Source organism: Synechococcus sp. HIMB2401, assembly GCF_042883245.1.
In the GTDB taxonomy this organism is placed as follows: Bacteria; Cyanobacteriota; Cyanobacteriia; order PCC-6307; family Cyanobiaceae; genus Parasynechococcus.
In genome coordinates, this window is sequence record NZ_JBDJKK010000002.1 from 560,021 (window position 1) to 572,650 (window position 12,630).

Here is a 12,630-nt window from a genome sequence, read left to right on the forward strand (position 1 = left end):
GGCGATGGCAGGCCTAGCTGAAGCGTTTGGCCAGCGCGATCGGATCCAGAACGGTGATTTTCTTGCGGTCAATCTGAACCAGACCGGATTGACGCAAGTCTCCCAGCAGACGCGTGATTGTGACGCGTGTTGAGCCAATTGCTTCAGCGATGGCCTGATGGGACAGGCGCAGGTCGATGGTGATGCCCAGCTCATCTGCTACGCCGAAGTCCCTGCAAAGCACCAGCAGGAAGCTCACCAGTCGGGATGACATGTCCCGATGGGTGAGGGTTTCAATCATCGTCTCGGTCTGCAGAATCCGGCTGGAGAGACCCTGAAGCAAGCGCAGGCCAACGCTGGTGTCTGCTTCGATGGCGGCCTTCACGGAGGTCGCTGGTGCCGTCACCATTTCGACCCGGGTGAAGGCCACAGCGTGATAGAAGCGGTCTGATCGTTGACCTGTCAGCAGTGACAGCACCCCGAAGAGGCTGTTCTCGCGGAGCAGGGCCACGGTGATCTCTTCTCCCGATTCGTAGACGCGGGACAGACGAACGGCCCCCCGGCGGATCAGATACACCCGTTCTGCGGGATCTCCAGGGAAAAAGATGGTCTTGTTGCGATCCACCAGTTCACTGCTGGCGCCATCGAGATCCCGGATGATCTCCAGCAGAGAACGGTTGGCGGGCTCTGCGCTGGGAGCTGGAGCCACCATCTGCGGGGCGTATCGGCTGAAACCTCGGCTACTGGTCATGACAACCCCCTGGTGTGGCGAAGTTACGGAGCCGGCGGTGGCCGCCATGTAGCGGTTATTACGTAACGCTGCTGTGCTCGTTGAAGGCCTGGCGTTGCGCCTGCATCAGGGATGTCAATCCCGGCTCTGCTAAATCCAGCAGCTCATTGAGTTGGCTGCGACTGAAGGGCGCACCCTCCGCAGTTCCCTGGATTTCCAGCAGACGGCCATCGCCGGACTGCACAACGTTCAGGTCCACCTCGGCTCGGCTGTCTTCGCTGTAGTCCAGATCCAGCAAGGCCTGGCCATCAACCAAGCCAACGGATACAGCCGCCACCTGATCGATCAGGGGCGATTGCTCCAGCACTCCCTGGTCCACCAGGGATCGGCAGGCTTGGTCCAGGGCGAGCCAAGCCCCGGTGATCGAGGCCGTCCGGGTGCCGGCGTCCGCTTGGATCACGTCGCAGTCGATCAGCAAGGTGCGCTCCCCTAGACGCTCCATGTCGATCACGGCGCGCAGGCTTCGGCCGATCAGCCGCTGAATTTCCTGGGTGCGACCCGAGAGTTTCATCAGCTCCCGTGATTGCCGCTGTGGGGTGGATCCGGGCAGCAACCGGTATTCGGCGCTGAGCCATCCCAATCCTTCTCCCTTGCGCCAGCGGGGAACCTTGTCCTCCAAGCAAACGCTGCAGAGAACAGCGGTTCGGCCGGTGTGAACCACAAGGGAGCTCAAGGCAAACCCCATGGGATTCCAGGTCACCGAGAACGGTCGCAACTGCTGCGGGCGACGGCCATCAGTGCGTTGTTCAGGGGATTGGCTCATCGGTGGTGTGCAGTTTGTCAAGCCTCGCAGGCGGTTGGTTCTCGCCCTGTCCAAACACCATGGGTGGTGTCAATCCCCTTGTGGAATGTGATCTCGCCGCTACATTCAAGGTCTTGCCGGGGTCGCCCGGACAGATGCTTCCGTGATGACCACAAGCCTCGCCGACCCCCAATCCTTCCAAAATTCCCTGGATCGGGATCAGCAGGCCTTGCAACGGGCGGGCCTGAGGCCCTTGCCTGCCGTCTCTTATCCGCCACCCCTACATCTGGTGGCTCCCGAAGGGCAGCTGCAAGTGCATACGGCGCCTTATCGAGGCAGTTTCGCCAGTGTTCTAAGCCAGGCCATGCGAGCTGCCGGCTTGGGCAGTCGTGTTCTGATTAGTCAGTTCCTCAAAGGGGGCGTGCTGCAGGGACCGGCCGGCCGGGTGCAGCTCTGCGGAGGCCTCGTCTGGCTGCGGCCGGAAGTGCCCCTCTGCCTTTCCTCGCCGGGGCATCCCGGTGGTGCGGAGGCGGTGGCTGAGGTTTGGTCCATCTGCCGTCAGCATCTGATCCAGGGAGATCTCGACCAGCTGGTGTTGGATGAACTCGGCCTTGCCGTGGCCTTCGGATACCTGGATGAAGCGGACGTGATTGCAGCCCTTGAGCAGCGGCCCGCTTCGATGGATGTGATCATCACTGGACCTGCAATCCCCGCCAGTGTGGTGGAGATGGCAGATCAAGTCACGGAGTTGCGCCGAGGTTTCTGATGCTCAAGTGCGATCGCTGGATCACTGAACAGGCCGGGCAGGGAATGATCGAGCCATTCCAGAGCGGTTTGGTCCGTCACCTGGAGCCGGAGCAGAAGCTGCGGCCAGTGCTGAGTTTTGGTTGCTCCTCCTACGGCTACGACCTACGCCTTTCTCCCCAGGAATTTCTGATCTTCCGGCATGTTCCAGGCACGGTAATGAACCCCAAGCGGTTCAACCCGGCCAACCTCGAACCCACTCCCCTTCATGAGGATGAAGACGGGCGATATTTCATTCTCCCGGCCCATTCCTATGGCCTCGGTGTGGCCTTAGAGAAGTTGAGGGTTCCCCCCAACATCACCGTGATCTGTTTGGGCAAGAGCACCTATGCCCGCCTTGGAATCATCGTGAACACCACCCCGGCAGAAGCGAGCTGGGAGGGTCACCTCACCCTTGAGTTCAGCAACAGTTCTGGTGCTGACTGCCGCATCTATGCCGATGAGGGCATCTGTCAGCTGCTGTTTTTTGAGGGTGATCCCTGCTCGACCACCTACAGCGATCGACAAGGCAAGTACCAGCACCAACCGGAACGGGTGACGCTGGCCAAGGTCTAGTTCTCTCTAATTAGGGGGCCAAACGAGCTCGGTGCAGCCTGCTCTTCTCGTACCAGGCTGCAAATTCAGGGGCCCACTCCACCATGTGGGGCCACATCAGATCACAGAGCTGGCGGATCTCCAGCTGGGCATCGAGCTTGGCACGCAGGTCCATGAAGTGCAGGAACGCCCGCAGGCTGAAGCTCACCACAAAATGCTGGCGGTAGTCGAAGGGAAGGATGCCGCGGGCGTGCTCCTCGGCGAAGCCCGCCCTGAGCAGATCCCTGTAGCGCTCGGCGGCGCTACGGCAGAGATCAAGATCCTGTTGGCGTAGTGCTTCGGTGTAGGCGTATTTCTTGCCCTGCCGATCGCTGTACTCGCCGATGGGCCTCAGATAGAACACCTCTTCCAGGTCCAGGGCTCCATCCGCTGCACGGCAGATGCGTTCACCTGTGTAACGCATCGACTGAACATCGAAGCTCACCCCAACCCGGTGGGTGCGGGCCTGCTGCATCACCGAGTGCGGGAACCAGCCCACGTTCAGCACGATCTGTGCATGCTCCATCGGGCCGTAGTGGCCGCGCTCTCCAGACAGCAGGCGTTTCACACAGATCTCTCCAGCCCGCTGCTCATCGGGCCAGTTGGCACGATCTCCGGCCACGAATCCTTCGCTGTAGTCCTGATGCATGGCGGCGTACACGCATTGCTGCGGGTTCGGCGTAGCTGCGATCAGATCGACCCGAAAGCGGTCCATGGGAGCGTCAGAGTGACGAGTTGTGGTGATCATGGCGAGGCGTGTCAACCATGGCTGCGGGGCCCCGCGTTGGCTGGGCTCGAGGCCCCTGCCATCGCGTTGTTCGCAGAGGGGGGCGTCAGCAGCTGGCTGATGTTGCCGACGCCAGGCAAGGCCGGCAACGGCTGATTTTCAAGCAGTGCTGTGGTGAGCAGCTGGAGTTCCTCAGCGCTGCGCAAGCCGAGGGATTGCCCCTTGGCTTCCCCCTCAGCGTTGAACAGGTTCAACTGGGGAATGCCGTTGACGTCGTAGCGATCAACCAGATCTTGCCAACGGGGGTTGTCGACGTTGACCAGAACAACATCGAGTCGATCTCGCGATTGCTTCTCCAAAGTCAGCATCGAAGGTGCCATCTCTCTGCAGACCTGGCACCAATCGGCGTAGAACTCGAGCAGCGTTGGGCGTCCGTTGGTTAACGCTGTTTGTGGGTCAAGGGATCGTCTCGCCAGCTGCTCCATCGGGTTTTCGCTCTGAATGCCACCGCGTAGGACAACCAGGCCAATGGCCAGAGCCACCGCAATCATCACCAGCACCCATCGCTGTGCTGTGCCCAGGGGCGAAGACTCCGGGGTGCCTGTCATCGCACGTCAACCGCAGCGATCACTCTGGCAGCTCCTTCGAAAGGCCGCCGCTACCTTGACGCCATGCCAATTCTGCGACTGCTGAGCCTTCCGGTTCGGGCGCCGTTGCTGACGGTGCTGTTTCTCGTTGCGGTTGTGCTCGGCAACCATTGGCAGATTGTTCAGCCCTCCTTCACGTCTCTCTATGGCGTGAGTGCGGCCTTGTTCTGGGGTCTCGTTCTGCTGCAGATCCAGGTGGTTGTGGTCTTCTGCACCATGCCCGATCTGCTGTTGCGCCAGGTGTCGTTGTTGATGGCATCGAGCCGGGTGATGACGTTGGTGGTCACGCTGCTGGTGGTGATCACTGGTGGCATCTACCTGCTCAAGCTCAATGTGCTCACCGACGTGTTGATCCTGGCCTCAGCCGTGCTGTTGGCCAGGCTCGATCTCATCCGCATCGGTGTTCTGCCCGCTGCTGGGATCTGCCTGCTTCTGATGAGTTTGGTCGTGATCGCTGGCATCGTCGCCGGCACGCTTCTGCCCCACCCCACCGCCAGTCTCTTTGCAGAAGGGTTGATTTCCGCCTAGGTAGCCGAGCAGATTATCGAGCACTTTCTTGGTGTAGAAGCGTGTTTCCGGGTAAGGAATGCGTTCCACCCAGAGCGCATCGTCGTCTTGATCCGTGGGTTGTGCCCAAGAGGCCACAGCACCTGGCCCGGCGTTGTAGCTGGCAATGCTGCGAAAGGGGTCGCTTTCCCATTGCTCCAGCAAGTGGTGGAGGTAGCGCGCGCCCAGTTCGAAGTTGTCGGCGGGATCCTTCAGCATCAGCGTGCTGGTTGGTGCGTCAGCCATCTCTGTGGCTGTGGAGGGCATCAATTGCATCACGCCTACGGCCCCAGCAGGGGAGACGACACCAGGCGCAAAGCGTGATTCCTGTTTGGCGATCGCTCGCAGCAGATTGGCCTGAACGCCTGCTTGCTCTGCCGCTGTCTGGATCTCAGCTTCGAAGAGGCGAGGGAATTGGCTGCGATGCAGGAGAGTCCGTTGATGGCAGCTCGGATCACGCCAGCGGAGGCTGAGCCACCAGAGCTGGTCTAGTCCCATCCAGGTGTCCCCGACGGCAAGGCGCAGCCTGCCTTCGGCGAGACGTTCTTCAGGTGGCGGCGGGACTGCAGGGTCTGCCTGGGCCTGCCAGGCCTCCCAGGCGGCGTGCACCTGGCCCAGGCGCCAAAGCTCGTTCACCAGGCGGTGATGGCTGTTGAGCGGTTGCCAGGCTGGCGGCTCCTGCTGCGGGTCTGGGGATCGCAACCCCAGGGGTTCGGCCACACCCAGGTGCTCCATGGCGCGCCAGCGGTAGTAGCCCCCGGGGAAGGCCCCGATCAGGCGGCGCCAGCTGCGTTCTGCCTTTGTCGTTTCGCCGAGTTGCTTGTGGCTAAGCCCCAACCAGAACAGCCGCCGCGTTTCCAACGGTGGAGGCAGGGGACCATCCTCATCGGGGCGTTCCAGCAGGGCGCGGGCACGATCCCAATCTCCAGCCAGAAATGCCTCGCGGGCGAGGTCCCATTGGAGTTGCCAGATGTCGGGGTCGTTGGGCCAGCGGCTCAGGGCAGCATCCGCCCCGTCGCCGCCGGCGAGTCGCACGCGAGCTGCTGCAACAGCGGCTGAGCGCTCCTCAAGGGCAGCCGGAAGCGCATCCAGAACCCCAGGCTGGGCATCGAGCGGTTCACTCAAGATCCGTGCTGCTTGAAGGCTGGCGGGGTGGTTTGGGTGGTTCTGCGCCAGGGTCAGCAGCCGGGCTGTACCTGCACCAGGGTCGCCATGCAGCAGCAGGGAACGACCGATGGCCAGCTGGGTCTCTGGGGAGGCCTCAAGCTCCTGAAGACAGGTCAGTGCGGTGTCGGCATGGCCTTGTTTTGCCAGTGCTTGCGCCAAGGTTTGGCGTTGGTCGGGTTGAGGTGCCTGCGCCCCCGTGGCCTCGCAGGCGTCACGCATCAGCCCAGGGGCACCGGCTCGGCGCGCATTCCAACGGGCCAGGTGCAGGGCGCCTTGATGGCTTGCTAGCGCTTCGGAGCCATCCCGAGCCGCCAGGGTCAGTGCTGCGGGGTGTGCGGGTTGCTGTTGGAGCAGCTGCTGATGAAGAACGGGATTGTTGTTGCCAAGCGCCAATCGAGCCCAAGCGGAGCCGGGTGCTTCGGGAAAGCGATCCAACAGGCGCTGCCAGGTCTCAGCGGCGTCCGATGGCTTGCCCTGGGCGGCAGCGGTGAGGGCTGCCCGTTCGAGCACCACGGCCGCCATCGGATCGCGCCCCCAGCCTTGGCCATGGAGCAGTTGCGGTGACCCATCCCTCGCCACCATCAATAGGGCGGCCTCTCGACGGGTCTGCGGATCGATGGCCCAGCGGTAGTGCTGCCAGAGCCTTGCCTGCGAGACCTCAGGCGTGAGGCGCTGATGCTGCTTGTTCAGAAGCAGCTGCCCGCCCCATGCAGCCAACCCACTGAAACCAGCAACCGAAAGCAGCAGCAGCGTTCCGATTCGCGGCCCTGCCTGCACACCCAACCTTGAACTCGTTGCATTCTGATGCTTCAAAGAGAGTTGGCGAGCCTTTGATCGCCTGCGGGCCGTGGAGGGCAGAGCTGCACCTGTCACGTCCCTGGGAATCAGCCTCAGAGGTGCTTCCTATGGTGCTGTCCACGATTGAGACCCATGGTTCAAAAGGCGTGCTCCCCGATCGGCCCCGCTCTCGGTGACGCTGCGCCAGGGTTTGGAACCGATGGAATCCGTGGGCTCGCCGGCACGGTTCTCACCCCCGCCCTGTGTCTTCAGGTGGGCTATTGGGTTGGTCGGGTTCTGCAGGCGGAAGGTCCTGTTCTGATCGGGATGGACTCCCGGAACAGCGGCAGCATGGTGGTTGCTGCCCTGACGGCCGGCTTGACGGCCGCTGGTCGCGATGTGTGGACCCTTGGGCTCTGTCCGACGCCGGCGGTTCCGTTGTTGATCCGCCAGCTGGGGGCCTCCGGCGGCCTGATGGTCTCCGCCAGCCATAACCCCCCTGCGGACAACGGCATCAAAGTGTTTGGGGCCGATGGCGCCAAACTCAGCGCCTCCCGTCAAGCCCAGGTGGAAGCCGGTCTGCAGGGGCAGACGCCCATGGCTGAGCAAGCAACATTCCGCTGCGGTGTGGTGCGATCCAGCGCCGATCTCCTGAATGGCTACAGAGAGGTGTTGCAGCAATCGGTGGCTGAACGTCGATTGGATGGCGTTCCCATCGTTTTGGACCTCTGCTGGGGATCCGCGACGGCGTGCGGTGCAGATGCCTTCCGTGCCCTGGGGGCTGATCTCACCGTGCTCCATGGGGAACCCGATGGCTCCCGCATCAACGTGGCTTGCGGGTCAACCCATCTGGAACCGCTGCAACGGGCTGTGATCGAGCGCGGCGCGGCGATGGGTTTTGCCTTTGATGGTGATGCCGATCGGATGCTGGCGGTGGACGGCCGCGGCCGCATCATCGACGGCGACCACGTGCTGTTTCTCTGGGGATCTGTGCTGCAGGAGCAGCAGGCGCTCCCCGATCAGCGGTTGGTGGCCACTGTGATGTCAAACCTTGGCTTCGAGCGTGCCTGGCAGCAGCGGGGCGGCACCCTCGATCGCACGCCAGTGGGGGATCAGCACGTCCATGCCGCCATGGTGGCCAGTGGCGCGGGCCTCGGTGGAGAACAATCCGGCCACATCCTTTCCGCCTCCCATGGGCTGTGTGGCGATGGTGTTCTGACCGCCGTTCAGTTGGCCACCTTGTGCCATGCCCAGGGCATCAGCCTCAGCGATTGGTTGGACCGCAGTTTCCAGGCCTACCCGCAGAAATTGGTCAATGTGCGGGTGATCGACCGTTTGCGTCGTAAGAACTGGAGCGCTTGCACTGCTCTCACCGACGCCATTGCTTCAGCGGAGCAGTCGATGGGCGAGACCGGTCGCATTTTGGTGCGGGCCAGTGGTACGGAGCCCGTCTTGCGGGTGATGGTGGAAGCCGAGCAGTCGGACGCTGTGGAGCATTGGACGGGGCATCTGGCCGCCGTTGCCGAGGATCATCTCAACGCGGCCTGAGGCTTAAGGCCTCGGCCATCAGGAGGGCGCCATCACAGGCATCGCCCTTGGCCTTGCCCCATCGGGCTTCGGGAATCGACTGATGGATGGCCTGTTGCACGGCTGTGCGGAACCCTTGGAGATGGGTGACGGCTCCTCCATGGCAGACCACCAGGGGGGAGCGCAGGGAAAGCTGCTGGGCCACGGTGCTGATGCAGCGGGAGAGGGCTGCTGCCGATCCCTGAACGATCTTCTCCGCGCCAGGGCAGTCCTTGGCTGCTGCTTCCACCACCAGCGGAGCCAAGGCTGCAAAGTCAGCCGTGCCGAAGTCCTGCTGAACCACCCGGGCTTTCACTGCAGCGTGGCTGTCGCAGCCCATCTGATTCCAGATCTGCAGGCGCAGCGGATGGTCGGGCAGGCGTCCATCGGCCATGCGCAGGGTCAGCTGCAATCCCTGGTGGCCGAGATCAAAGGCCGAGCCGGCTCCATCGAGTAGCCATCCCCAGCCACCACAGCGGTGTTCAAGGCCGTTCTCGTCTCGGCCCAGCACGATCATTCCCGTGCCGCTGATCGCCAGGATTCCTGCACCTTCAGGGATTGCACCTCGCAAGGCGGTGCGTTCGTCTCCAGTGACCAGCACCTTGGTCAAGCCTGTGTCATCACCGATGGCCAGGGCCTGACCCACCAAACGTTCAGCACGCTGTTGCAACGCTGTTCCGTGTTCGATACCGCTGGCTCCCACAACGGCCGCCTGGATCACGCCATCGGGGTGATTTTTCAGGGCCTCCTGCGCACTGGTGCTGATCGCCTCGAGGAAACGAAGTTCACCCTGGAGGGCATCCAGGTGGCTGACTCCGGGGCCCTCGCCTTCTCCAACAGGCTGGTGCACGCCGTTTTGAACCACGCTGAGGCGGCAGCGGGTGTGCGTCTGTCCGGCATCGAATCCAGCGAGCAGTCTCATGATTCCCTGGGTTGACTCACCAGGTTGGCCAGAGCAAACCAGCCGATCAGCTGCACTTCGGGGCGGAAGAAGATTGTGTCGGTGCTGCCCTGCATCAGCAGGCCAGCGATGCCAGCGAGGCTGGCGATGGATGCCAAGGCGCTTGGAGCATCGGCATTGAGCTGCTTGAGGCCCTGCCTCAGGCTGCTGGCCAGCAATCCCAGGCAGGCCAGCAGCCCGGGAATGCCGGTTTCCACCAGGATTTCCAAGGGAACGGAGTAGGCACTGAGGGCGTTGAACTTCGGTTGCTGATACAGGGGATAGATGCTGTTGAACGCCGTATTGCCAGTGCCGATGCCCAACCAGGGACGGTCTTGCACCATCTGGATGGCCGCCATCCAGACGTTGATGCGGAAGTTGTTGGAACTATCTCCCCGTCCCGCCAGCAGGCTGGTGATGCGCGTGCGGATCGGATCGATCTGGGTGGCCGCCACCACAAGGCAAGCGGATCCAACCAGCAGCACGGCCAGAGGCACAAGACGTCGCCAGAGCGGAGGCCAGTGGCGTGTCCAGCGCAGCAGCAGCAACAACAGCAGCACGGCACCGGCAGCAACCATTCCCAGCCAGCCGCCGCGGCTGTAGGTGAACAGCGTGGCTGTTGCTGCCAACACCAATGTGGTTCCGGCAAACAGCTGGGCTCCCACCCCACGCCAGCGCACCAGTGCGATCGCTGCGAAGGGAATCAGCGGTAGCAGGTAACCCGCCAGGAGGTTGGGGTTGCCCAGGGGGCCGTAGATCCGAATGGTGCCGGCGCTGATGGAATTCGGATCGGCCCAGCCCGTCAGTGCCTCGCTGGAGGCATACAGCTGTCGCAAAGCCAGAACGCTGCTGAGCAGCCCGCCACTCAGCAGTCCGGCGACCAGACGGTCCCACCATTGGCTGTTGCTTAGCAGCAGCTTGCAGAGCAAGGCATAAACGCCCAGGTAGCTGAGCAGTTTGATCAGGCCTTTGCTGGCGGCAATTGGAACCGGAGAACATCCGGTGGTCACAATCGCGATGGCCAGAAAAAGCATCAGCCAGCGCGAGATGGTTCCGATGTGCTGAGGTGGCGGACTGCAGAGGCACCAGAGCAGCCAAAGAACGCCGCAGGCTGTAATCACCAGGGCCAGGCCTGTGCGTGTGAAGAAAGGAAGACCCGTGAACAAGGCCAGCAGCAGGAGTCCCGCCAGCCCTTCAAGGCGTTTCAGCACCGCCTGATCCGGAGTGATCACCCCCTGCCAGCGCACCAACAGGGCCCTACTGCTTGCCGTCTGGGTTGCATCCGCAGAGGCCATCGTGGGGCTTCAGGTGGTGAGTGCTTCCGCCGGATTATCGATCTCCTGCCAGCGCTGTTCCAGATCTGACACGGAAGGAAGTGGATTCTGGTTCCGGCGATAGAGCACCCGGTAGACGGGGAGGTTTTGCTCAAGCACGTAGCGCTCCCGTTCCGTGGGAACCGAAAGCGGGTTGCTGGCGCGCCAGGGACGTTGGTCCTCGGCGGGGCGGTCGAAACAGTCGCTGAGTTCGGTGAGAGCCACCATCGGCTCAATCACGTCCAGAACATCGCTCTGCAGAAACAGCTCACGGCCGGGCTGCAGGGCTGTTGCGATGGCGAGCAGAAGCGCCGGCTGCAGGACCCGGCGCTTGTGGTGCCTGCGTTTGAACCAGGGATCGGGGAATTGGATCGAGACCCGCTGCAGTCGGTCTTGCTTCAGGGCCTTCATCCAGCCTTCCAGGCTGATGTTGGCGTTGCAGAACAGGATCCGAACATTGCCGTGCTCCGAGGCGAGCGCGTCTTGATCGGCAGATTTCACTAGCGGTCGGCGGATTTCAACGCCGAGATGGTTCCAGTGGGGATCACGCTCGGCCAGGCCCAGCAGGCAGCGTCCACGGGCGCAGCCGATATCAAGGTGGATCGGCTGATCAGGAACGCGAAACAGCTGCTCGGGTGGTGGTAATTCCAGCGGCAACTGGAAGAAGCTGCTGAGGGGATTGACGTGCTGACGCAAGGTTCTGAAGCGGTGCGATCCGGTTCAATCGAGATTGTCAGAGCCACTGCCGGAGGAGCTGTCGGGGTCCTGGCGCAGCAAGCCCCAACAGGCGGTGTAGCCATGCAGATGTGTTGTCCCGCCGACTGGTCCGATCTCCCCGTTGCAGAACGCTCCCGCCACTGGCAGGTCTGGCATCAGTTGACGCGCCAGGCTGATGTCGCCATCGGCTCGACCAAACAGCCCCTGGCCCCGTCCCAGGCAGGCCATGAGCAGTCCGAAGTGGACCGTGTCGCCAGAATCAGTTGTCGCTGCTTTGAGCAGGGCAACGGCTTCGTCTTGAGAGGCCGTGGCTTCGCGCAGGTGAAATTGCACGTTTTGGCCGGCGCGCACCCGCTCTGCAACGGCCACGGCGCCATTGTTGGGATCGACTCCGATCAGGTTGCGGATCAGGAAGGCACTCGTTTCCGAGGCTGCTCCGTTGGCGTTCAGCCGCAGGCTGCTGCGTTCCACACCGAGGAACAACGAGTGACGCACCAGTTCGCGCTCCCGTTCGCTGAGGTCGGCAAGAACCCTTTGCAGGCAATTGATGGGGCTGGCCTTGGTGCTGCCATCACTCAGTTCCAGCAACACGTTGCGCTGCACCTGCTCGATTGAGAAGACCGGGCCGATAGGGCGGCATCCCTGGGCCACAACGGTTTCGAGCCGCCAGCTTCCCCCGATGGAACACACCACTGCGCCGGTGACGACCTGGTCATCCAGCAGCAAAGATCCGTGCGGGCTGTTGTGGGGTGCGGCGATGCCGCCAATCTTTTCGGCACCCGGATAGGCGTAGTCCAGGCCGCTGATCAGGTCATTGATTCCACTGCTGGTGGGGTCGATCAGCAGGATCTGGCTGCGGGCAGCCTCGGGGGTGATGCCAACCCAGTCTTGCCATTGCTGGGCGGCTCCATCCAGATCAGGCAGCTCCTCGATGCTCAGGTGTTGAGTGGCGATCGATGCTCCCGGCAGGGAGAGCAGCGTCACGCTCAAAGCAGGTGTCTGCTCCAGTTCCGCGGCGCTTCCGTCGCCGCGGGTGCCCACCACGCCGCCTCCGGTGCATCCGATCCAATGCTTCGCGCTGATCTGGGCGCGCAGTATCGGCAGCAGCCGCGGCAGGTCGGTGGCGTAACCCGTGGAGGTAAAGACGAGGGCGAGATCGGCTTCGCCCTTGGATCGGCCCAGTTGCTCGACCACATCCCTTACGGCTTCATCCAGGGACGCTTTGCCAGACAACCCTGTCTGGCAACTGGCTTCAGCGCCCCCGGAGCGAAACCAGCTGAACGGTGCGAACGGTGCCATGAAGCGGACCCTATCAACCCTGGAGCACAGCTCGGGACGTTGA

12 protein-coding genes and 1 pseudogene are annotated in these 12,630 nt (G+C 62.7%); 4 read left to right on the forward strand and 9 right to left on the reverse strand.

Going from position 1 to position 12,630, the window contains the following annotated elements; all coding sequences use genetic code 11:
* Window positions 1-13: 13 nt before the first annotated feature.
* Both ntcA and rph read right to left on the reverse strand, forming a co-directional pair.
* Window positions 14-730 (reverse strand): global nitrogen regulator NtcA, encoded by a 717-nt coding sequence (gene ntcA / locus AAXE93_RS07735; RefSeq protein WP_006850810.1) that lies wholly within the window; start codon window positions 728-730, stop codon window positions 14-16.
* Window positions 731-788: 58 nt separating this feature from the next.
* Window positions 789-1,532, reverse strand: a complete 744-nt coding sequence (rph, locus tag AAXE93_RS07740; RefSeq protein WP_115081566.1) for a ribonuclease PH — start codon at window positions 1,530-1,532, stop codon at window positions 789-791.
* Between the two features lie 145 nt (window positions 1,533-1,677).
* Between rph and AAXE93_RS07745 the strand changes: the two genes are divergently transcribed.
* Both AAXE93_RS07745 and dcd read left to right on the forward strand, forming a co-directional pair.
* Entirely contained in the window at window positions 1,678-2,277 is a 600-nt protein-coding gene (locus tag AAXE93_RS07745) for a cob(I)yrinic acid a,c-diamide adenosyltransferase (protein ID WP_390129681.1), read from the forward strand.
* A complete protein-coding gene (gene dcd, locus AAXE93_RS07750) occupies window positions 2,277-2,870 on the forward strand; it encodes a dCTP deaminase (RefSeq protein WP_006849961.1) in 594 nt (197 codons plus the stop codon). Before AAXE93_RS07745 ends, dcd begins: the two co-directional genes overlap by 1 nt.
* A 10-nt stretch (window positions 2,871-2,880) precedes the next feature.
* Here dcd and thyX read toward each other — a convergent pair whose 3' ends face one another.
* Window positions 2,881-3,603, reverse strand: a complete 723-nt coding sequence (gene thyX, locus AAXE93_RS07755) for an FAD-dependent thymidylate synthase (protein WP_250397884.1) — start codon at window positions 3,601-3,603, stop codon at window positions 2,881-2,883.
* 44 nt (window positions 3,604-3,647) lie between these two features.
* Window positions 3,648-4,223: a thioredoxin domain-containing protein gene (locus AAXE93_RS07760; protein ID WP_390129685.1), complete on the reverse strand. Its 576-nt coding sequence runs from the start codon at window positions 4,221-4,223 to the stop codon at window positions 3,648-3,650.
* Between the two features lie 63 nt (window positions 4,224-4,286).
* Between AAXE93_RS07760 and AAXE93_RS07765 the strand changes: the two genes are divergently transcribed.
* Window positions 4,287-4,790, forward strand: coding sequence for a hypothetical protein (locus AAXE93_RS07765; RefSeq protein ID WP_390129688.1), 504 nt, complete (start codon window positions 4,287-4,289; stop codon window positions 4,788-4,790).
* Window positions 4,791-4,877: 87 nt separating this feature from the next.
* On the opposite strand, the pseudogene AAXE93_RS07770 reads toward AAXE93_RS07765, so the two are convergent.
* Window positions 4,878-6,557 (reverse strand): annotated as a pseudogene (locus AAXE93_RS07770) (transglycosylase SLT domain-containing protein); the annotation flags it as partial.
* 348 nt (window positions 6,558-6,905) lie between these two features.
* On the opposite strand from AAXE93_RS07770, the gene glmM reads away from it, so the two are divergent.
* The gene (gene glmM / locus AAXE93_RS07775) at window positions 6,906-8,300 is read left to right on the forward strand and encodes a phosphoglucosamine mutase (RefSeq protein WP_390129691.1); all 1,395 of its coding nucleotides are present in this window, start codon (window positions 6,906-6,908) and stop codon (window positions 8,298-8,300) included.
* Here the strand turns inward: glmM and AAXE93_RS07780 are convergent.
* Genes AAXE93_RS07780 through AAXE93_RS07795 form a run of 4 tightly spaced genes read right to left on the reverse strand, consistent with a single transcriptional unit; the run spans window position 8,287 to window position 12,587 of the window.
* On the reverse strand, window positions 8,287-9,240 hold the full coding sequence (locus tag AAXE93_RS07780; RefSeq protein WP_390129694.1) for a BadF/BadG/BcrA/BcrD ATPase family protein: 954 nt from the start codon (window positions 9,238-9,240) through the stop codon (window positions 8,287-8,289). The genes glmM and AAXE93_RS07780 overlap by 14 nt on opposite strands.
* Complete coding sequence (locus AAXE93_RS07785) at window positions 9,237-10,553, reverse strand: IctB family putative bicarbonate transporter (RefSeq protein ID WP_390129696.1); 1,317 nt, start codon at window positions 10,551-10,553, stop codon at window positions 9,237-9,239. The genes AAXE93_RS07780 and AAXE93_RS07785 overlap by 4 nt, the downstream gene beginning before the upstream one ends.
* A 9-nt stretch (window positions 10,554-10,562) precedes the next feature.
* Window positions 10,563-11,267 (reverse strand): tRNA (guanosine(46)-N7)-methyltransferase TrmB, encoded by a 705-nt coding sequence (gene trmB, locus AAXE93_RS07790; RefSeq protein ID WP_390129699.1) that lies wholly within the window; start codon window positions 11,265-11,267, stop codon window positions 10,563-10,565.
* Between the two features lie 24 nt (window positions 11,268-11,291).
* Window positions 11,292-12,587, reverse strand: coding sequence for an FIST N-terminal domain-containing protein (locus AAXE93_RS07795; RefSeq protein ID WP_390129701.1), 1,296 nt, complete (start codon window positions 12,585-12,587; stop codon window positions 11,292-11,294).
* Between the last annotated feature and the right edge of the window lie 43 nt (window positions 12,588-12,630).